The sequence below is a fragment of the Bacillus sp. UNC41MFS5 genome, from assembly GCF_000686805.1.
On the sequence record NZ_JMLP01000011.1, the window covers coordinates 52,631 to 73,379 of the forward strand.

Annotated in this window: 26 protein-coding genes and 1 riboswitch; of the genes, 16 read left to right on the forward strand and 10 right to left on the reverse strand. The window is 40.8% G+C overall.

Going from position 1 to position 20,749, the window contains the following annotated elements:
* Positions 1-205 precede the first annotated feature (205 nt).
* From BR30_RS37265 to BR30_RS0105140, 3 genes are all read right to left on the reverse strand, one after another.
* Positions 206-466 (reverse strand): hypothetical protein, encoded by a 261-nt coding sequence (locus BR30_RS37265; protein WP_035445078.1) that lies wholly within the window; start codon positions 464-466, stop codon positions 206-208.
* A gap of 220 nt (positions 467-686) precedes the next feature.
* Entirely contained in the window at positions 687-1,994 is a 1,308-nt protein-coding gene (locus BR30_RS0105135) for an ammonium transporter (RefSeq protein ID WP_026564079.1), read from the reverse strand.
* A 3-nt stretch (positions 1,995-1,997) separates the two neighbouring features.
* Positions 1,998-2,357 carry a P-II family nitrogen regulator gene (locus BR30_RS0105140; RefSeq protein ID WP_026564080.1) on the reverse strand — a complete coding sequence of 120 codons (360 nt, stop codon included), beginning with the start codon at positions 2,355-2,357 and terminating at the stop codon, positions 1,998-2,000.
* A 269-nt stretch (positions 2,358-2,626) separates the two neighbouring features.
* On the opposite strand from BR30_RS0105140, the gene BR30_RS0105145 reads away from it, so the two are divergent.
* The 4 genes from BR30_RS0105145 to BR30_RS0105160 all read left to right on the forward strand — a co-directional run bounded on the left by BR30_RS0105145 (position 2,627) and on the right by BR30_RS0105160 (position 7,510).
* Entirely contained in the window at positions 2,627-3,130 is a 504-nt protein-coding gene (locus BR30_RS0105145; protein WP_026564081.1) for an Lrp/AsnC family transcriptional regulator, read from the forward strand.
* Positions 3,127-4,341, forward strand: a complete 1,215-nt coding sequence (locus BR30_RS0105150) for an aminotransferase (protein ID WP_026564082.1) — start codon at positions 3,127-3,129, stop codon at positions 4,339-4,341. Before BR30_RS0105145 ends, BR30_RS0105150 begins: the two co-directional genes overlap by 4 nt.
* A 193-nt stretch (positions 4,342-4,534) precedes the next feature.
* Complete coding sequence (locus BR30_RS32660) at positions 4,535-6,028, forward strand: sensor domain-containing diguanylate cyclase (protein WP_051633462.1); 1,494 nt, start codon at positions 4,535-4,537, stop codon at positions 6,026-6,028.
* Positions 6,029-6,208: 180 nt separating this feature from the next.
* Entirely contained in the window at positions 6,209-7,510 is a 1,302-nt protein-coding gene (locus BR30_RS0105160; RefSeq protein WP_026564083.1) for an NCS2 family permease, read from the forward strand.
* 55 nt (positions 7,511-7,565) lie between these two features.
* On the opposite strand, the gene BR30_RS0105165 is transcribed toward BR30_RS0105160, so the two are convergent.
* A complete protein-coding gene (locus tag BR30_RS0105165) occupies positions 7,566-7,757 on the reverse strand; it encodes a hypothetical protein (RefSeq protein ID WP_026564084.1) in 192 nt (63 codons plus the stop codon).
* Positions 7,758-7,908: 151 nt separating this feature from the next.
* Between BR30_RS0105165 and BR30_RS0105170 the strand changes: the two genes are divergently transcribed.
* The 8 genes from BR30_RS0105170 to BR30_RS0105205 all read left to right on the forward strand — a co-directional run bounded on the left by BR30_RS0105170 (position 7,909) and on the right by BR30_RS0105205 (position 12,652).
* Complete coding sequence (locus BR30_RS0105170) at positions 7,909-8,127, forward strand: DUF1659 domain-containing protein (RefSeq protein WP_026564085.1); 219 nt, start codon at positions 7,909-7,911, stop codon at positions 8,125-8,127.
* Positions 8,128-8,166: 39 nt separating this feature from the next.
* Entirely contained in the window at positions 8,167-8,385 is a 219-nt protein-coding gene (locus tag BR30_RS0105175) for a DUF2922 domain-containing protein (protein ID WP_026564086.1), read from the forward strand.
* A gap of 58 nt (positions 8,386-8,443) precedes the next feature.
* A complete protein-coding gene (locus BR30_RS0105180) occupies positions 8,444-8,587 on the forward strand; it encodes a YvrJ family protein (protein WP_026564087.1) in 144 nt (47 codons plus the stop codon).
* A 174-nt stretch (positions 8,588-8,761) separates the two neighbouring features.
* Entirely contained in the window at positions 8,762-9,574 is an 813-nt protein-coding gene (locus BR30_RS0105185) for an N-acetylmuramoyl-L-alanine amidase (protein WP_026564088.1), read from the forward strand.
* A gap of 146 nt (positions 9,575-9,720) precedes the next feature.
* The gene (locus BR30_RS37680) at positions 9,721-11,262 is read left to right on the forward strand and encodes an N-acetylmuramoyl-L-alanine amidase (RefSeq protein ID WP_026564089.1); all 1,542 of its coding nucleotides are present in this window, start codon (positions 9,721-9,723) and stop codon (positions 11,260-11,262) included.
* Between the two features lie 197 nt (positions 11,263-11,459).
* Positions 11,460-11,876, forward strand: coding sequence for a VanZ family protein (locus BR30_RS35115; protein WP_051633463.1), 417 nt, complete (start codon positions 11,460-11,462; stop codon positions 11,874-11,876).
* A 299-nt stretch (positions 11,877-12,175) separates the two neighbouring features.
* A complete protein-coding gene (locus tag BR30_RS0105200; RefSeq protein WP_026564090.1) occupies positions 12,176-12,394 on the forward strand; it encodes a DUF1659 domain-containing protein in 219 nt (72 codons plus the stop codon).
* 39 nt (positions 12,395-12,433) lie between these two features.
* The gene (locus tag BR30_RS0105205; RefSeq protein WP_026564091.1) at positions 12,434-12,652 is read left to right on the forward strand and encodes a DUF2922 domain-containing protein; all 219 of its coding nucleotides are present in this window, start codon (positions 12,434-12,436) and stop codon (positions 12,650-12,652) included.
* 84 nt (positions 12,653-12,736) lie between these two features.
* Here BR30_RS0105205 and BR30_RS0105210 read toward each other — a convergent pair whose 3' ends face one another.
* Entirely contained in the window at positions 12,737-13,534 is a 798-nt protein-coding gene (locus tag BR30_RS0105210) for a serine/threonine-protein kinase (RefSeq protein ID WP_026564092.1), read from the reverse strand.
* A gap of 159 nt (positions 13,535-13,693) precedes the next feature.
* Between BR30_RS0105210 and BR30_RS36510 the strand changes: the two genes are divergently transcribed.
* Entirely contained in the window at positions 13,694-13,867 is a 174-nt protein-coding gene (locus BR30_RS36510) for a hypothetical protein (RefSeq protein ID WP_155928446.1), read from the forward strand.
* Positions 13,868-14,046: 179 nt separating this feature from the next.
* On the opposite strand, the gene queF is transcribed toward BR30_RS36510, so the two are convergent.
* Positions 14,047-14,547 carry a preQ(1) synthase gene (queF, locus tag BR30_RS0105220; protein ID WP_026564093.1) on the reverse strand — a complete coding sequence of 167 codons (501 nt, stop codon included), beginning with the start codon at positions 14,545-14,547 and terminating at the stop codon, positions 14,047-14,049.
* A gap of 127 nt (positions 14,548-14,674) precedes the next feature.
* Positions 14,675-14,721, reverse strand: a riboswitch (PreQ1 riboswitch).
* Positions 14,722-14,937: 216 nt separating this feature from the next.
* On the opposite strand from queF, the gene BR30_RS32670 reads away from it, so the two are divergent.
* Positions 14,938-15,849 (forward strand): DMT family transporter, encoded by a 912-nt coding sequence (locus BR30_RS32670; protein ID WP_035445081.1) that lies wholly within the window; start codon positions 14,938-14,940, stop codon positions 15,847-15,849.
* A gap of 59 nt (positions 15,850-15,908) precedes the next feature.
* Here BR30_RS32670 and BR30_RS32675 read toward each other — a convergent pair whose 3' ends face one another.
* Both BR30_RS32675 and BR30_RS0105240 read right to left on the reverse strand, forming a co-directional pair.
* A complete protein-coding gene (locus tag BR30_RS32675; RefSeq protein WP_051633464.1) occupies positions 15,909-17,939 on the reverse strand; it encodes a peptidoglycan recognition protein family protein in 2,031 nt (676 codons plus the stop codon).
* Between the two features lie 177 nt (positions 17,940-18,116).
* The gene (locus BR30_RS0105240; RefSeq protein WP_035445082.1) at positions 18,117-18,410 is read right to left on the reverse strand and encodes a hypothetical protein; all 294 of its coding nucleotides are present in this window, start codon (positions 18,408-18,410) and stop codon (positions 18,117-18,119) included.
* A 101-nt stretch (positions 18,411-18,511) separates the two neighbouring features.
* On the opposite strand from BR30_RS0105240, the gene BR30_RS0105245 reads away from it, so the two are divergent.
* Entirely contained in the window at positions 18,512-19,138 is a 627-nt protein-coding gene (locus BR30_RS0105245) for a GNAT family N-acetyltransferase (RefSeq protein ID WP_026564095.1), read from the forward strand.
* Between the two features lie 53 nt (positions 19,139-19,191).
* Here BR30_RS0105245 and BR30_RS0105250 read toward each other — a convergent pair whose 3' ends face one another.
* Positions 19,192-19,713 (reverse strand): DoxX family membrane protein, encoded by a 522-nt coding sequence (locus tag BR30_RS0105250; RefSeq protein WP_026564096.1) that lies wholly within the window; start codon positions 19,711-19,713, stop codon positions 19,192-19,194.
* 207 nt (positions 19,714-19,920) lie between these two features.
* On the opposite strand from BR30_RS0105250, the gene BR30_RS0105255 reads away from it, so the two are divergent.
* Positions 19,921-20,139: a spore germination protein gene (locus BR30_RS0105255; protein ID WP_026564097.1), complete on the forward strand. Its 219-nt coding sequence runs from the start codon at positions 19,921-19,923 to the stop codon at positions 20,137-20,139.
* Between the two features lie 75 nt (positions 20,140-20,214).
* Here BR30_RS0105255 and BR30_RS0105260 read toward each other — a convergent pair whose 3' ends face one another.
* Positions 20,215-20,733 carry a DoxX family membrane protein gene (locus tag BR30_RS0105260; RefSeq protein WP_026564098.1) on the reverse strand — a complete coding sequence of 173 codons (519 nt, stop codon included), beginning with the start codon at positions 20,731-20,733 and terminating at the stop codon, positions 20,215-20,217.
* Positions 20,734-20,749: the final 16 nt, after the last annotated feature.

The window sequence follows — 20,749 nt, forward strand, 5'->3', positions numbered from 1 at the left end:
TATAAGAATAATCCTTATTTGTTAACTGCGTGTTAATCGTATGTATAGTTTTGTAAAGATTTGATAATGTTTGTAAATTTTTGTTGATTCTTTTATAACAATCATGTTTCTCCATTTATTGAAATATCACCAGCCTCTTTGGCCGGTGATATTTGCTTTCTAGTAATAAAGCTAAATAACAATTCTAATTGATTACATTTTTATATTATTCCCCAGAGTCGTCTGTACCCTGATCAGATCCGCTGTCTGGGGAATCTGTATTGCCACTATCTTGATTTTGCTCTGTATCCGCATCTGTTTTTGTATTGCTACAACCTGAGGCAACTCCTAACAACATGAAAGACGCCATTAACACTAACATCCATTTTTTTAAATCCTTCATTTTTTTCTCCTCCTTGATTGTTTCAAAATTTGGTACAATCCCATGATATAAAAATTCGCGAGAAAAAGAAGAAGAATCACTCATTCTTTACAACCATTAACTAATTATTTACAATTTTCACAATTTATTAGCGAAACATTTAAACTGAATAGTCCATTTCGTCCTTTCTTTTTTTGCCGTTTGGGTGCATTGATTTAGATAAGAAACCAAAATAAAAAGCCGAAAATAGATAGGTTCTAAATTAGAACTAATCTATTTTCGACTATTGTATTATGAAGTTAGAATCCCTTCATATCTAGTTACTTCAAACTACCTTTTCTTGACGACTTGGCGGAGAAGCAACCGTAATTCCTGTGGTTTCTTCAAAATTAAACAAACTAGTCGGCAAGTCGGTAAACCGCTCTAATTCATTGTAAGCCGGAATGCCGTGGTAGGACATATCCAAGCCTTCTTCTTCTTCCCGCTCTGATGCTCTGAAACCGACTGTTTTTTCGCATACTTTTGCCATAAAAGTGCCGCCAATCAGCCCCCATACGATCACGACAATAGCGCCTAAGAGCTGCACTTCTAATAGTGAGACATGACCCGTGGTCAATAAACCTTGCGATGAATCAAATAATCCAACCGCAATCGTTCCGAAAACCCCACTGAAACCATGAACTGCAACGGCACCGACCGGATCATCCACTTTCAAATAATCGACAAAAAGGGTTGTATAAATTACAAGCGTACCGCTTATTGCGCCTATGAGAACGGCGCTCCACTCCGAAACAAAGGCACAGCCTGCTGTGATTGCAACTAATCCGGCCAACACCCCGTTTATCGTCATACTTGGATCGGCTTTTCCAAACTTTTTCATCGTTATGAATAGTGACGCCGCTCCCCCGCTTGCTCCCGCCAGCATTGTGTTGATGGCAATCGGAGCTAACGCGGAACTGGAAGCATCCAATGTACTCCCCGCATTAAACGCAAACCACCCGAACCATAAGATAAAGGCACCGGCAGAAGCTAACGGAATGTTACTAGGTGCAAACACATTGGAGCTTCCATCAGAATTAAATCTTCCTTTTCTCGGACCCAATAGTTTTGCCATTGCAAAAGCAGCGAATCCACCGACGGCATGAATCGCGGCAGATCCAGCAAAGTCCTTCATTCCTAATTTGGCTAACCACCCATCGCTATTCCATATCCAATGACCAGATAGGGGGTAAATAATAATACAAATGAGTGCCGCTGTAACCACATAGGCTTTAAAGTTCATTCGTTCTGCGACAGCGCCTGAAATAATCGAGACAGATGCCACTGCAAATCCCATTTGAAAAAGCACAAAAGCCACACTAGGCAGTTCAATTGAAAGAGCAATTTTCTCAGGGCTTCCAAATAGATTGGTCCCAACGAATCCAAACGCATCGTTTCCAAACATAATCCCAAAGCCGATGAGCCAAAACGCTAAAGCACCAACCGTCAAGTCGACAAAAATCTTCATTGTCACATTGACGGCATTTTTCGTTCGTACCAACCCGGCCTCTAGTAAACTAAATCCACCTTCCATGAACAATACCATCGCAGCGGCAAGGACGACCCACACGGTATTTATATACATTAATTCCACAAGTCATCCCCCCTTATTAGCTAAATCTTCGATATCATAATCTATTGTCCCTGTCCGAATGTTATAGGCCTCCAAAATCGGGTAAACATATATTTTACCGTCCCCATCTTCACCTGTTTGGGCCGCACCCATAATCGTCCGAATCGTGGATTCTACCAAATAATCCGAGAGGACAATCTCCAGCTTCACTTTAGGGTGCAGGGTTACCTGATAATTTTTACCACGATAAACTCCCTGTGTATCCTTTTGTTTTCCTCTGCCAACCACTTGAGAAACCGTAAAACCTAATATTCCCATATTTTTTAAACCTTTAATCGTCTCTGTGAGTCGTTCCGGTCGAATAATTGCTTCTATTTTTTTCAAGAGAATCGGCTCCTCGTATCATGTTATATAACCTAACATTGTATTGTTACACTATATAACATTAATTGATTCACCGTCAATATATTTTTCCTATAATCAGTAAATTCGTAATAATCCAAATCATTAAAGTGGTGCCTGACACCCTTGAATCTACATGTGTAATTATTGTAACTGTCAAAAAAGAGAGAATTATCCCAACACTTTCATTTGAGTTAGAAGCCATCCTCCTATAAAATCAATAGTATGAAATTTAATTCAGGAGGCACCTTATGAAATTAACGAATGAAGAACTAGAAATATTAAAGCTCATCGAAGAAAACCATAAAATCTCTGAAGAAACAATTGCCTTAATGGTGATGAGCAGCGAGGAATCCGTCAGAAAAACCCTTAAAAAATTAGAAGAAGAAAAAGTGATCGTCAGTTATCCCGCGCTCATCGATTGGAGCAAAGTTGAGGGTCAGGAAAATATCGTCGCGATGATCGATGTAAAGGTAACACCAAAGCGCGGCGTAGGATTCGATGAGGTCGCAGAAAGAATTTATCGTTTTCCGGAAGTAACCTCACTCTACCTCATGAGTGGTGCGTACGATTTGTCGATCACCATTGAAGGCCAAACGATGAACCAAATCGCGTCGTTTGTTTCGGAAAAACTCTCGACGATTGAAAATGTCATCTCGACCACAACGCATTTCATGTTAAAGAAATACAAACACGATGGAGTGGTTTTTGGCAGTGGTGATGATAAAGACCGGAGAATGGTGATTACACCATGAAAAAGGATTATTCCCACTATATATCTAACACCGCTAAAGAATTACAGCCATCTGGGATTAGGAAGTTTTTCGATTTAGCAGCCAGTATGAAAGACGTAATCTCCTTAGGCGTGGGTGAACCAGACTTTATAACGCCTTGGAACATTCGCGAGGCAGCCATTTTATCGATGGAACAAGGCTATACTGCCTATACCGCAAACCCAGGTTTATTAGAATTACGACAGGAAATCTCTAATTACCTTGGAACAAGATTCGCTGTCAACTATGATCCCAAAAATCAAATCATCGTCACCGTTGGAGCTAGCCAGGCGATTGACCTCGCCTTTCGAGCCATTTTAAACCAAGGTGATGAAGTGCTAATTGTAGAACCAGCGTTCGTTTCTTACGCTCCATTGGTAGCGATTGCCGGCGGGACACCTGTCGCAATTTCCACCTCACCTGCCAACGGGTTTAAATTAACAGCCGAACAGCTCGAAGGGGCGATTACGGAAAAAACAAAGGCGATTTTATTTTGTTCGCCAAACAATCCAACTGGTAGCACCTTAAATCGAGAAGAACTAATGGAAATTGCCGCCATTGTGGAAAAGCATGATTTAATCGTCGTCTCTGATGAGATTTACGCAGAGTTAACCTACGAAGAAACCTACACCAGTTTCGCAGCGCTTGAAGGCATGTACGAGCGAACCATTTTAATCAATGGATTCTCAAAAGGCTTTGCGATGACCGGCTGGCGCTTAGGGATGCTCGCTGCTCCGAAGGAATTTGTCGAGGTGATGTTGAAAATTTTTCAATACACCACCATGTGTGCACCAACCATGCTTCAATACGGTGCACTCGAAGCACTTAAAAATACCTTCCAGGAAGTGGAAGCAATGAAACGAAGCTACCGGATGAGACGGAACTACGTTGTGCAAACCTTAAATAAAATGGGGTTGGACTGTCATACACCTGGAGGAGCATTCTATGTCTTCCCTTCCATTAAGGTAACTGGCCTCAGCTCCGAAAAATTTGCCGAAGACCTGCTAATGCAGGAAAGGGTAGCCGTCGTGCCGGGCAATGTGTTTGGTGAAAGCGGCGAAGGCTACATCCGCTGCTCATACGCAGCCTCGATGCCGCAGCTGCAAGAAGCCCTAAAACGAATCCAGCAATTTCTTGAATCAAAAGGAATCTACGGCGAAAAACAAACAGAAGAAGTAAAATTAAACCATTAGTTACTAGCCAAAAAAGAGCCCAATTCTGACAGTTCCATAAGCCAGAAATGGGCTCTTTCGATGTTTCATTGGAGGTGTCTTTCACTGGTGCCTGACACCAACCTTCTGAGAGTGCCTGACACCCATTTTTTGTGACAGTCATCCCAAATTATGCTAAAATACTCGAGGTAATGGTAAAAAAGGGGTGGCAAAATTGAGAGCCTTTGCAATCGATCTATTTAATAGAAGGATAATGAATTCTATTACTAATCGAGAGTTTATACATCATAACTACGTTGAATTATATGAGCGAATTAAACTCATTTCTTATATGTTAGTCTTTACCTATCCCTGTTTTTTCATCGTAGACTTTTTCCTGTTTAATAAATTGAGCAGCCCGACTTTCAAATTCAATCTTTCTGCCATTCACATCACAGGGCTTGTTGTCTCCCTTCTATTTCTATTCATTTATCATATAAATAAAAATGCTCCTAAAGGAGTCATCGTCACTAGTTATATCCTTATTTATTTGTTGATTGGTGCAGTTTCTTCTATTAATAGCCAATTATTTACCGGGAATATCTACGCCTATATCATTATCGTATTAGGGGTAGCCGTATTTTTACCAATTCAGCCAAGAAACTTATTCATTTTATTTGTGGTTATACATATTTTCTTTATCATAGGGCTTTATTTTTTTGAACCAGACCACTTCGCATTTTTATCGAAGATGATTAACTCGACAGGGACCGCTGTCATTTCCTTTATGATTGCCTTATCTTTCTATTCATTTCGAAAAAATGATTTTATAAACAAATTGAAACTAAGACAGAATGAGGAAAATTTCAGGCGCCTATTCAACCTTAATCCCAACCCACTCATCCTTACAAAGTTATATACTGATGAAATTGTGCTCATGAACAAACATGCCTTCGAATATTACCATTTGCATAATAACAACACCGCTGGGATCGATGCAAGATTCTTGTTCCAAAATCAAGAGGAAAAACAAGAAATCCTGCAGCGTCTTAACGAGCAGCAAAGCATAAAAAACTATTGTATGGAGCAGCAAATCACGCCTACTATAAGAAAATGGGTCATGTTGAGTTTAGAATTGGTAGATTACTTGGATGAACCTTGTATCTTGATCGGTGTTACTGACATCACAGACTTGAAAAAAAATGAGGAAGAGCTATTTAAACATGCTTCGATTGACATGCTTACGGGTGTGTTAAACCGAAGAAGCGGGATGGAGATCCTTAACCAGCAATTGTCTGCTGGTCCAGAATCTCAAGAATTTATTATCTGCTATATCGATATTAACGATTTAAAAAAGACAAACGATCGATTCGGCCATTCCATTGGGGATGACCTCATCAAGACTTGCTGTGACACAATCAACCGCCATATCACGGATGTGGATATTTTATTCCGCCTAGGCGGCGATGAATTTATCATTGTGTTCTTTCAGAAGCAAATGAATGATGTGCGAGAGCTAATGAAAACGATCAAACTAGGTTTTGAGGAGATTAATTTCACTCAGCAAAAGCCTTATTCTATCTCTGCAAGCTACGGTTTCTATCACTATAAACCGGAGACTGTCATGACCCCTGAGGAAATTCTTGAAATGGCCGATCAGGAGATGTACAAAGAAAAGGCTGTACACAAAAGAAAAAACATCTCCCTCGATTCTGCGATGCAAAAGTAAATAATTTAGTTGATTAATGGAACCATCCCTTGGCACAGGGTGGTTCTTTTTTTGGTGTCAGGCACCAGAATAACTGTTACAAAAATAGAACAAAATAGAAGGTATCCCTTGTATTTTTATCTAAAAACGAATATTATAGTTTAGGTCTTATTAAAATGTTCGTATTTTGGAGGAACCACAATGTTTAAGTTAAAAGAAAATCATACAAATACAAAAACGGAACTGCTTTCAGGGATTACAACCTTTTTTACGATGGTCTATATCGTGGTTGTAAATCCGGTCATTCTCGCTGACGCCGGGGTTCCGTTCGGGCAAGTGTTCACCGCGACCATCATTGCCGCAGTCGTAGCAACACTATGGATGGCACTTTTTGCTAATTATCCAATCGCCATTGCACCAGGAATGGGACTCAACGCCTTTTTTGCTTATTCTGTTGTAGGCGGTCATCAGGGGATTACCTACCAAACAGCCTTTGCGGCTGTTTTTGTAGCAGGCGTTATCTTCGTCATCTTATCGTTAACTCCCCTTAGGGAAAAATTAATTGATGCCATCCCGGAAAACCTTAAACACGGGATTACTGCTGGGATTGGCTTGTTTATTGCTTTTATCGGCTTACGCCTTACCAAAATCATCACAGCTCATCCTACTAACCTTGTCGGGCTCGGCGACCTTCATTCAGCATCTGCTCTTTTAGCCATAGTGGGGCTGGCGATTACACTTGTATTGATGGCACTCCGGGTCAATGGTGCAATTTTTTTTGGAATGGTCATTACCGGACTGATTGCTTTCTTTACCGGCCAGCTTGAGTTCAATCAAGGATTTATGTCCCTGCCTACTCTGCCTGAGGGACTAATTATCGGTAATCCAGTGACAGCATTGACCGAAGTAATTCACCACAGCCTATATGCTGTTGTCTTTTCTTTCATTTTAGTGACTATTTTTGATACGACCGGTACGATGATTGGTGTTGCCAATCAAGCCGGTTTAATGAAAGACGGCAAATTGCCGCGAGCGAGAGAGGCTTTACTTGCCGATTCAATCGGTACGGCAGTCGGTGCCATGTTTGGGACGAGCCCAACAACCGCCTACATTGAATCATCTTCAGGAGTAGCAGCCGGAGGTCGGACGGGTTTAACTTCTCTAACGGTTGCGATATTATTCATCCTGTCAGCCTTTTTCGGGCCGCTGGTTAGTTCGGTTTCCGGGATATCAGCGATTACCGCGCCTGCGTTAATCATTGTCGGCAGTTTAATGATGGGAAGTATCGCGAATATCCGCTGGAATGAGCTGGATGAAGCCTTCCCTGCTTTTTTGACAGTCCTGAGCATGCCGCTAACATCAAGCATCGCAACGGGGATTGCCCTCGGTTTCATAAGCTATCCGCTTCTGAAACTAGTCAAAGGGAAATGGCGCGAAATTCATCCATTGCTATATGTATTCGCTATCCTCTTCTTTATCCAACTTGCCTTTTTACAGCACTAATATACAAAAAGGGTGTCAGGCACCAGTGTGGTGCCTGACACCCTTTTTATGTTCCTTACTTTTTCGGCTGATCAAGTGCTTGGTAGGCTAATTGATATTTCCCTCCGTCTGCCACTTCTGAATGGTACAAAGCCTTTAGGGCCGTGTTTTTCTCGAGGCCGTGTTCCACCTTCAACTCTTTCAAGCGTGTATGCAATTCTTTATTATCCTTAATTAGCTGCTGCATTTGTGATTTTAAATACTTCATAAGATGATGAACCCCTTCCACGAACTAAATCGTTCCCCAAGTATAGCATTAATTAACTTGATTTAAATAAATCATCCGATAATTATTTTCTCTGACCATGTCCTTTTGGCCGACTTTTTTCTATATAGAAGGTGAAAGGAGGTGGTTGATCATGGCACAAGCGTTATTAGAAGGAACGAAACTTCGGTTGCTTTTCGAGATTGGCATGGATGAAGATGGCGCACCCATTCTCCGCGCAAAAACGTTCAGCAATGTGAAAAAGGATGCAACTGTAGAACAGCTGTCTCAGGCTGCACAAGCGATTACTGTTTTATCCAAGGACACACTTAACAAAGTGGAACGAAACGACAGCTCAGAAATTATTGCCTAATAATCTCGAAAATTTATGAATCCATAGGAGGTGAGATATATGGCAAAAACCTTAGAATTACAATTTAATACGGAGCTTGGAAAAACAGCGAGTTTAACAGTTGAAAATCCAAAGGAACCGATTGATGAAGCAGTCGTCAAGCAATCCATGGCACAAATTATTGCATCTGAAGTCTTTACTACTACCAGCGGAAAATTTGTAGCGGCCAAAGGGGCCCGAGTCGTTGACCGAAATGTCACGGATTATGAACTAGTTTAATAACGGAGAGGCCGCTTCCCCTTAGGGACGGCCTTTTTTTACAAAGGAGGTGAAAAAAGTGGAGCAGCTCATTCCGATCATCAGCGAGGTTGGCTTCCCCATCGTCGTGACCCTTTATCTGCTTTACCGCATTGAATCAAAGCTGGATATGGTCGTCACCTCGATTCAGAATCTTCCCGACCGTATGAAGGAACGAATATAAATACTTAGGACAACCCCTGGCTTTAGGTAAGGGTTGTTCTTTTTGTTACGTTAAAATAGTGATAATCAACTGTTTAGGTATCCATTAACCAATACCGAGACAAGCACGCGCACATACTTGTCCAATGCTACATAGCATGTATTATAATCAATTTTAGGAAATGGAGAGGATGAAATGAAGCTTTATTTAGATCCAAGTCATGGCGGACAAGACCCCGGCGCTCAAGGTCATGGGTTGGATGAAAAGGATTTAACATTAGCGATAGCGCTCAAAATACGTTCCATTTTACAAAATGATTATGAAAACATTGACGTAAAAATGAGCCGAAGCAGCGATACAACTAAAAGCTTAGCACAGCGATCCAGTGAGGCCAACACTTGGGGGGCTGATTTTTTCTTAGCGGTTCACATCAATTCCGGGCCAAGCTCCGCCCTAGGTTATGAGGACTATATTTACAGTGGCTTGTCTAATTCTTCTAAGACAGCCGAGTATCAGGATATCATCCATGCGGAAGTTAAAAAATTGAATCAGCTACAAGACCGCGGCCAAAAAAAGGCGAACTTCCATGTATTACGTGAGACAAATATGCCAGCACTTTTATCGGAAAATGGATTTATCAGTAACGATCATGACGCCGCATTAATGAAACAATCCTCTTGGATTCAAAAAGTAGCACAAGGCCACGTCAACGGAATTGCCAAAGCCTTTGGTCTGAAGCTAATACCAGTAGAGCCCCCGAAACCAGATACTGACGGAACACTATTCAAAGTGATTGCTGGTTCATTCAAATCCAAAGAAAATGCGGACGAGCGAGTTGACCAACTCAAGTCAAAAGGCATTGAATCTTTTGTTGATACCACAAAAATCTCAGGTGAAACATGGTACCGAGTCCAATCTGGAGCCTTTTCCAGCCGTGAAAATGCAGAAAATCGTTTAACAGAAGTAAAAAAAGCAGGAATAAACGATGCATTCCTCGTTGCAGAATAAATACCCTACAAAAGACCTCCTTATCATAAATAGCATGGAGGTCTTTTGTATGGTTTTTGTGTTTATGTTAGGCAGATTGAGTCCACAAGATTGGATTTGCCATAACATATAGATGAACGTATTTTAAATGAAATGGAGGAGTAAGTATGAAGCTATATTTAGACCCAGGCCATGGCGGTGAGGACCCCGGTGCCCAAGGGAATGGGCTGAATGAAAAAGATATTACCTTAGCTATTGCGCTTAAAATACGAAAAATCATCCTCAATGATTATGATAATGTTCAAGTTAAAATGAGTCGTACAAGCGATACTACCAGAAGCTTAGCCCAGCGCTCAAGCGCCGCCAACGCATGGGACGCAGACTTTTTCCTGGCTATTCACATCAATTCCGCTGACAGCTCCGCCCAAGGATATGAGGATTTTATTTATGATGGAGCATCTAATACTAGTAAAGCAGCAAAATACCAGGATATCATCCATGCCGAGGTCATCAAGGTGAATCAGTTGAAAGACCGAGGGCAAAAAAAGGCCAATTTTCACGTCATAAGAGAAACGAAAATGCCTTCCATTCTCACGGAAAACGGCTTTATCAGTAATAAACATGATGCACAACTGATGAAGAATGCAGACTGGCAGCAAAAAGTGGCCCAAGGCCACGTAAACGGGATTGCCAAAGCCTTTGGCCTGAAACGGAAAGCTGTGAAGGAGACACCTAAAACAACAACCACACCAAAAACCACTCAAACTACTACAAAAACAGTCTATACGGTTTATGCAGGCTCTTATAAATCAAAAAAAAATGCACAAGATAGGGTCGCTGAACTAAAGAAAAAGAACATTCAATCATCGATTGTTTCCACAAAAATATCTGGAGCTACTTGGTACCGCGTGAAAGTAGCCTCTTATACGACCAACGCCAATGCAGAAAAACGCCTAAAAGCAATCGAAAAAGCAGGTTATGATGATGCCTTTATTATTACAGAAAAAGAAACCACAACGACAACTAAAACAGAAACCAAAAAACCAGCGCCAAGCACCAGTGCAACACCAACAGCAAAACCTGCAACAAGCACCAATAAACCAGCAACCACATCACCAGCCACGAGCACAAACCCAACTACAAGTACCAAAGGCAGCACAAGCACGAACCCAACTACGACTCCAAACAACACTACCAAAGAAATCCCCATCATCGCGGACCCCGGACAGTTTACTATTTTAGGTCCGACCTTCCTTTCGCCTGAACAGATGGACCAATTTGTGAAAAAGGTCAATCCAAACGCGCCGGCATTAGGTGAATTTTATCAAACCCTTGGAAGATATTACGGGATTCGCGGGGATGTAGCCTTTGCACAAGCCATTCACGAAACAGACTATTTTCGGTTTACCGGAGTCGTCAATCCTGATCAGAACAACTTCGCAGGAATTGGAGCAACTGGAGGAGATACGCGCGGTGCTCGGTTTGAAAGTGAAGAAGAAGGGGTCCTTGCTCAACTTCAGCACTTATACGCGTATGCGACAACCAAGCCTCTGCCAAATCAATATCCATTAGTTGATCCCCGCTTCCATCTTGTCGATAGAGGTTCTGCTCCAACATGGACCGCTTTAAACGGAAAATGGGCTGTTCCAGGTACAACTTATGGGCAATCCATTCTTGCTCTTTATCAAAAAATGATTCATTCAGTCTAATGGAAAGTGGGAATTTTCCAAAAACCCATCTCATCCCCCCCACCTTATATGGATGCAAGTCTGGCACCTCCCCCTACGAAAGACCTCCTCTAATCAAACGAAGAGGTCTTCTTCTGTTTGATTGTTGAATTCCTCCAGCTTCGCGGTATAATACGGAAAAAACAGGACCACAATGAATGGAAACAGGAGGTCTTTCTATGCGTGGATTTTTTATTATATTTTGGGCTCTAGCAATCTTTACTTTTACCTGTACCGCCAGTTTTTCAGAATTAATGGAATCAGGCCAAGTTCATTTTCAATGGGACAGTCATCCCCACTTTTCTGAACTTCTAGCACCATTACCGCTCGAGCTTACCCGTGACTTCCTGCTCCAAAAATGCGGCCACGCCTTTGCTTTTCTCTTCCTGACCATATTGTTGCAAACCAAATTCCGTTCCAAAGCATGGATTCTATTCATGGCTGTTTCCTTTGCTTCTTTAACCGAATTCCTTCAATTATACTTCACACGGGATGGGAGAATTTTTGATATTGGAATCGATCTAATTGGGGTTTTACTAGCATCAGGTTCAAGAAGTCTCCTTAAAAAATCGCAATCAAAGCAAGCCCATCTTTGATGGAGAACCATGTTTAATTTTGAAAAGATTATTGCTTTATGTAAATAATCTAGATTGAGGAAAAAGCAGAGATGTAAAATCACTGCTTTTTTTGATTACTTAACAGAACCGATTTGAATCAGCCCTCGATTAAAGATATTAAATACCATTATCATATAAGGCATAATTTTGATTTTTAAATAATTTCTCCTATTTTTTTAAAAAAGCAACCATTGGTGTCAGGCACCAATTTATTTTTCCCCACCATGTCCTTTTGACCGACTTTTTTCTATATAGAAGGTGAAAGGAGGTGAGGGACAATGGCACAATCACTTTTAGAAGGAACGAAGCTTCGCTTAGTGTTTGAAGGGGGCATGGACGAGGATGGCGAACCAATCCTACGCGCCAAAACATTTAGCAATGTCAAAAAAGATGCGACAACAGATCAGATATTTCAAGCAGCTTTAGCCATTTCCGTTTTGTGTAATGACATGCTAAACAAAGTAGAGCGAAATGACAGTACTGAAATCATCGCTTAGAGGATAGGAACTTTAGGTTAAGAAAGGAGGTGAACGAATATGGCTAAAACATTAGAATTACAATTTGCAACGGAGCTTGGGAAGACAGCACGTCTAACGGTTGATAATCCCAAAGATCCAATTGACGAAGAAGTCGTCAAGCTCTCAATGGCACAGATCATTGCTTCTGAAGTTTTCACCACAAGCAGCGGCAAGTTTATCTCTTCCAAAGGTGCGAGAGTCGTCGACCGCAGCGTGACTGATTATGAACTTGTTTAAGAGCCTCCTATTTCCTCAGGAATTTAGAGCCTTCGTCGACCACGCACAAATGCGGTTCATCTTGGATGAACCGCATTTTTTTCTTTAAAAAAGAAAATAAACAACAAGTATCAGTATGGCTGCAACGACTCCAGCTAAGAGCATCTTGTTTGCTTTTCTATGCTTGCTCTTTTCTGCTTTTCTTCGTTCGCGTTCAGCAGCTTCCGCTTTTTGAGTCATACTTTTTCTTTCAAAAAAGGCAGCCAGTTTATTATCCTCACTTATGCCTGCTTTTCTTTCCGCCCGAAATAGAATCTGTTCTAAATCCTCAACCGTCATCGGCTCTTCAAGGTTAAGTTTTTCCAAAATTGACTCGTTTAATGTCGAAAAACGCTGGATGACTGCAATCAATTGCCGTATATCGGACACGGCTCCCAAGCGGGGCTTCCCTTCAAGGACCTTTGCCTCCCCAGCTCCATATAAAATCACTCTTCCTTGAGTGGTAATCCAGATGTTTTTAGGTGAAATCGACCCATGAACCATCTGATAATTATGAAGATGGCGGACAGCATCAATGATCTGTTTAATTTGATCAATCCCGAGTGGTCCTATTTCACTTAAGGCCTCCCCTTCTTCCCCTTCCAAAAGAGAATATAAGTGGTCTTCATCAACCTTAGCTACCTGTTCGATACGCGGCAAGTGGCTATAATCGGAGATCACTGTCCGGTAGTCATTCTGCAGTTGGTTCCATTGCGCCTTCTTAAAATCCGTTGACTTATTCGAAAAATCAACCAATCTTAGGATATACGTCCGGCCCGTATCAATTTCTACAACCTCAAAAACACTAAGACCAAAATCATTGGAAAACAACTTCCTCTTTATATCAAAACCACCAATATCCACTGTTCACACCAGGCTTTCTTTTATGTTAAGTGCTCTCCTCTAATCGTGGAAAGAATAGGCTCGAGCGGCCCTCGATTCAATCGCTGAGTCACCTATTTTTTAATCTCCCTCTATTATAGTCACGAAAAAATTGGCAATGATAGTAGAGGAGGTGAAAAAATGATGACAAAAGATCCGAATCTACGCGGAGATATGCTGGCGGATGAATGGAATAGCGAAGAAGTTCAAAACGAAATGATGTTCACCGGAATAACCCACGACGAGTGGCTAGTCAACCGACTAACGGATGATGATGACATTCAAGAAGAAGAACATGATGATTACGCATGGTAATCCAGACACAAAAAGCCACGGACGGCTCCGTGGCTTTATATCATTACTGGCGGATGGGGTCCAGTTACTGGGAACGCCACTTACTGGCGGATGAACGCCACTTACTGGCGAAAGGGCGCCATTTACTACATAAGGTCGCTTCATTATAAAAAAAGAGGCCGGAAACCCGGCCTTCTTGATTAACGATTATCCACTTTTTCCGGATAAATGTCATGATTCATCAAACGGAAATGGGCCATCTCTTCATACTTGGTCCCTGGCTTTCCATAATTGCACCATGGGTCAATTGAAATTCCACCGCGTGGAGTGAACTTGCCCCAAACCTCAATGTACCTTGGGTCAAGCAGCTTAATTAAATCATTCATGATAATATTGACACAATCCTCATGGAAATCCCCATGATTCCTGAAACTAAACAAATATAACTTCAACGATTTGCTCTCAACAATCTTTTTGTCAGGAACATACGAAATATACATTGTTGCAAAATCCGGCTGGCGCGTCAGCGGACATAAACTAGTGAACTCCGGGCAATTAAATTTCACAAAATAATCACGATCCGGGTGAAGATTATCGACCGCCTCCAATACCTCCGGCGCATATTCAAATGAATAGGTAGTCCCTTGATTACCTAATAAAGTTAAATCTTTTAAACCTTCCTCATGGCTTCTGCCAGACATAAAAAAAACCTCCTTGCAATGTGCCCCACACTTTTTCCAAGAAAGAGTTTTCGCAGCACCTCTACTCTCCAACCAACAGGACCCAACAAAAAAGCCACGTCCAATATGGACATGGCCTAATAGTCATGTATCCATAGTTTTTTATAGAGGGTATCAGCTATGAACCTCTCCCGCAAGTACGGGTAATCTCTTCTTCATATCATATAGAACACCACACCATTCGTCAATGGTAGATGAAGGCAAAATCCAACAAACCTTTGTTAATGAAAATATTTACTGCGCTGGTGCCTGACACCATGTGATATAATAAACAATATTTGCACAACTTTCGGATGGCGAAAGAGTTCTTATGTATTGAAATAGACCTGTCAAAAGGCAGAGGGGGATATGATGAAACAACAAGAAGTAGGTTCAAGGGGTATCGGGCTGCCGCTTACCATTTCCATCATTGCCATTTCATTTTCGGCAATTTTTGTCAAATGGTCAGACGCACCAGCCTCGATTTTGAGTATGTACCGGATGTGGTTTGCCAGTCTCTTAATGGTACCAATCGTCTGGAATAAACGAAATGAATTTAAAAACATCGTAAAAAAAGATTGGTTGTTCTTATTTTTTTCAGGCGTCTTTTTAGCTCTGCATTTTGTCCTTTGGTTCGGGTCTTTGAAATTAACGACTGTCGCAAGTTCGACCATCATCCTGGCCTTGCAGCCGATTGTCTCATTGGTCGGGGGCTTTTTCCTATTTAAAGAGCGAACCACCTTGTCTGCATTGATGACGATGGGGATTGCCATTATCGGCGCGATGATGATTGGCTGGGGAGATTTCGGTGTAAGTAATGATGCGATTATGGGCGATTTACTTTCCTTCTTTAGTGTCATCTCTGTGGTGGGCTACTTATTAATTGGCCAATCAATCGTTAAAAAAGTGTCACATTGGCTCTATAGTTTTTGTGTGTTTTTCGCTGCATCGATCGTCCTTACGATCTATAACGTATCAACAGGTGTTGCTTTAACTGGCTATCCAGCGAAAGAATGGGGTATCTTCCTATTACTCGCCACCGTACCAACCGTTAGTCACGTGATTAATAATTGGCTCTTAAACTACGTCAATGCGACAACGATTTCGATGAGTATTTTAGGTGAACCCGTTGGGGCTACGATCCTAGCAGTGATTCTCTTAAATGAGCAACTCGTCACCTGGCAAATTATTGGAGGAATGCTCGTCCTGCTCGGTGTGTTCTTCTTTCTGAGCCAGAAGCAAAAACCGCTGCCACAAGTAGTCAAAGAAGAAACGGTGAATTGAATAGAATAATAGAAAAAAAGGGGCTATCATAAGCCCCTTTAACCTTTGTAAGATTGCTGTTACTTCATCAACCACACGGTCTTACCCGCTAATTTCCCGCGGTACCAATTTGTGCTCCCTACTTTTGCAGTGAGCTCTGCCGTGAATTTCTTATTTTTGTAGGAAGAAAGTGTTTTATAAACAACGTCTTTCTTTCCGCCCCATGCTTTGCTATAGGCACTGCCTGTTCCTTTGAGATTTATGGTTTTGGCTTTTTGGCTTACCACTGCATAGCTAATATCGGAAATATCGGCGGAATTTACCCAGCCGATGGCGTTTGTACCAGTTGAACTTTTACTAATTAAGTAATACGTTTGACCGTTAAGCTTACCTTTTCTCTTAATATAGTAAACCTTATTGGTATAGGTAGATCCTGCCTTATAATAAGAACTAGAACCTAACTTTCTATAAATCTTGACGCTGGTTTTTTTGATATTGCCTAAACGGCTCGTTGAACTTTCCAGCGTTTGGTTTAAGTAGATGTCTTGAATCCATACCGTTTTACCAGCGAAACTTCCACGGTACCAAGTGTTATTGCCAACCTTTTCTGCTAAATTGATCTTAAATTCTTGGTTCTTATTTTTCGAAAGATCTTTAAAAACAATATCCTTCGTACTGCCCCATGGCTTGCTATAAAAGATGCCTTTACCTGTGAAATACATCGTTTTTGCATTTTTGTCATAGGTAGTATGAGAATAATTAGCCAAATCAGAGGATTTTACCCATCCGATAACTCCGTTTACACTACTTGGCTGTGTACTAATTAAATAATAGGTTTGATCGTTGATGGTTGCTTGTTTTTTAATGTAGTAGACGGTTCCAGTGTAGGTTGACCCAGCTGGAATTGCTCCCGTAGAAGTACCGACCGTTTTATAAATCATGACAGCATCATTATTAATCTGGCCTAACCTGCTGGTCGTACGCTCCACCTTTGGTGCCACTCTGCTTGAATAAATCCACACGGTTTTTCCGTCCAAATTCCCACGGTACCAAACCATATTTCCAACCGTTTCTGTTGCATTTACCTTAAATTCTTGGTCTTTATATATGGCAAGCGAAGAATAAATGACATCTTTCTTCATGCCCCAGGCTTTGCTATAAGCGGCGCCTTTACCCGTAAAATACAATGTTTTCGACGTTGACTTTATACTCGATTCTGGATAGGTAAGCAAATCGGAAGCCTTGGCCCAGCCGATTACTCCATTTTCACTACTAGCCTGCTCGCTTAGCAGATAATACGTTTGTCCGCTTACAAAGGCTAATTCTTTAATATAAAACGTTTGATTCGTATACGTTTCGCCTGCTGGAGAGGCGGATGCTGTATTTTTATAATCTTTATAAATCAAAACCTTGCTACTTGGGATTTGCGCTAAACGATTCGTATTCTCCGTTTTATCAGGGAGAGCTTTATATTTCATCGTCACTAACTGAACAAATTGATCCCAACTATAGCCCCACTTTTTAAAATAAGCATGTGGATCCGTATGGGTCGTGGCACCAAGATACTTGGTGACTGCACCATGCGACCATAGAGTACCCTTGCCTGTTTTTTCGGCACTTATTAAAGGTAAATTATACTCATAGAGTACGGAGGCAATGTAATTCCCATAGTTATTGATTGAACGTGCAAATTTATCAAAGGACTTCTCTCTGACCAACTCAATATGCACAAATCGTTGGTTTGCATAGTAACCTGCACCCCAAGCCCCATAATTCGGTGAATGGATTTCAATGACGCGCGAACCATCCGCGAACGCATGAACAAAGGCATTTCTATGGTTTCTCGTCATATAGGCAATTTCACTTGTAATCGTCGAGCTGCTGTTGGCTGTTTCATGGGCTACAACACCCTCAACCTCACCATACCCATTCCGATATGTAAATTTTGTAAAAATGCTTTTGTACTGGTTTTCTACTTTTGCAGGTACTAGTTTCTTAGAAATGATATAATCATTCACATTGGGATAGGTTGTACCCGCTGCTCTCATTAGAGAGGGATGAACTAAAACAAAAATTAACAGTGACAAAACAGAGATGACAACTTTCTTCATTTTTCCTCCTAATATAATAGTTTAAATGTCGAATAGACTCATAAAAACTATTATACTATGACCAACGACCTGATTCTAAGAAAATATTAGTTTTACTAAATAATTTTGGAAATACATTGGATGGTGTCAGGCACCAGTGAAAAAATAAAGAGAAGTGCATGAAGCACCTCTCTCCTTTCAATCCTTCCAAGTTGGGAAATCCGCTTCTTTTTGTTTTTCATATGCTTTCATTCTAGAGTAGGAGTTCGCTAGTTTGGAGAGAATGTATCCCTGAGGGCTAGGTGTTTCTTCTTGCTTGCTTAGCTCTTGAATTTTTATATTCGTAAACATTTTTGAAACTTGGGCTAAATTTTCAATCGTGTCCATTAATTCAGGGTTGTCGTTGTAATTGCTTTTTGCGATATAGTAAATATAATCAAGTTTGTTCCTTATGTGCTTTAATGTCTCGATATCAAACGGTTCAGTTGACATAACATTCACCCCTTATCCTAAAGCATATGGAACAAAAGGTAATTTTGAACAGAATCTAAAAATAAATTTTAATGTAAAAAAAATAAAGGCAGGCAACCGAAATGGAAAACAATGAAATTGAAATATCGGAAGGCAATCTAAGCGAGCTGCACAACGTCTATCAACTCTTACAAGCGGACTTTCCAGCAAATGAATTAAAAGATTACAAACATTTTCAATTGCTTTTAGCTAACGAAAAATACAAACTCATCTGGGCAAAGCAACAAGAGGAAATCGTTGGCTATGCCTTAATTTATGAATTTGATCACTTACCAGCGATCTGGCTTGATTATATAGCAATCGATCAGCAATTCCGGAATGCTGGCTATGGGAGCCTCTTTTTCCAAAAAATTCTTCAATCAAAGCAAGATGGATTTATCGGCATTTTTGTAGAAGTGGAAATACCTGAAGAGGATGGAGACACGAGAGAACAACAGTTACGGCGGATAAATTTTTACGAACGATTGGGAGCAAGAAGACTAAAAATCCCTTATATACTCCCCACAAACGATGGCGGGTTTCCCATGTACCTATACTTTAGACCTTCCTCTAATGTACACCGATTGCCTGAGGAACAAATAGAGGCAGCAATCCAAGAAGCATTTCAATTTATCCATTCAGATGTAATCGATAAAGACACCATATTAAACGAATTTTCCACGTTCATTGGAGATGAATATTTTAGCTAAAAAGAAAAGCAGAAGTTTAGCCCTCGCTGGAGCTGCTTCTGCTTTTCTTAATGTTAAGCTTTTACTTTTTCATGACCAGTGTGACTAGTGCCTTTTTTGCTCATTTTAGTAATGAATGGAACCACCCATCGGTCTAAACCGATTCGACCAGCATTGTAACCAGCTGTTAGAATGATGAAGCCAAGGAAAATGTCTCTTGGGTTATGAGATACAGTACCTGCTAAGAAGAAGCTGAAGTTCATCACAAGACCGAAGAACATCGCTGTTGTTGTTAAGCAGCCTAAGATTAAACCTAAACCGATTAATGTTTCGCCCCAAGGGACAATAACGTTGAACACATCCACGTTTGGCAGTGCAAAGTATTTTAAGAAGTCTACATACCAGCCAAATACGACCGCGCCGTCTGGACCTTTTACTGGATTGGCAATCGCTCCTGTTAAGAATCCAGAAGCATCAAAGCCGCCGCTAGTTAATTTTCCAAAACCTGCTGTAAACCAAGAATAGCCAAGGTATAAACGTAAGACAGTTAAGATAGCTGCCGCAATTTTATTTTCTCTTAAAAATTTGTTAAACATAAATGATTCCGCCTTTCAAAATTTATTTGTTCTTTATACTTAAACTATATTCCTTTTTATCATTAAACAACATGGGTATAGTGATAAGTTCACAGTTTGTTTGAAATGTTTTGACGAACTTTTGAACAGCTTCAAATGGTAATCCTGCGAACAAAAGATTGCTGATTCACATATAGTAAAATATTAAAGTGCAAAGGATGTTCTTCTATGTCTGAGTTTCCACTTCCGGTGAAAATCGATACAATTAGTGGCGGGGTTGTCCAATTTGGCAGTTCCTTATTTATCTCTCCTAAAACCGCCTCGAAAAGTACACACGGCTCAGGTTCTACCAATACAGGGGTTCATATCACAACAATTAACGGCCAAAGTACAACTACTTCAATCAATTCCGATCTATTTGACCAACCCATCGTTCAAGATAACTAACCGGGTCATTCTATACAAATTAGAACAAAAGACGATTCGGGATGAAGCCCGAATCGTCTTTTGTTTACAGATTTTTTATGCACTTACCTTTGCTTTTTCATGCCCAGTACCTTTTTTGCTAGTCTTTTTGAAGAATGGAACCACCCAGCGGTCTAAACCGATTCTACCAGCATTGTAACCAGCTGTTAGAATAATGAAGCCAAGGAAAATGTCTCTTGGGTTATGAGATACAGTACCTGCTAAAAAGAAACTGAAGTTCATCACAAGACCAAAGAACATCGCTGTTGTTGTTAAGCAACCTAAGATCAGGCCTAAACCGATTAATGTTTCGCCCCAAGGAACGATGACGTTGAACACATCCACGTTTGGCAGTGCAAAGTGTTTCAAGAAGTCTACATACCAGCCAAATACGACCGCCCCGTCTGGACCTTTTACTGGGTTGGCAATCGCTCCTGTTAAGAATCCAGAAGCATCAAAACCGCCGCTAGTTAATTTTCCAAAACCTGCTGTAAACCAAGAATAGCCAAGGTATAATCGTAAGACAGTTAAGATGGCTGCCGCAATTTTATTTTCTCTTAAAAATTTGTTAAACATAAATGATTCCGCCTTT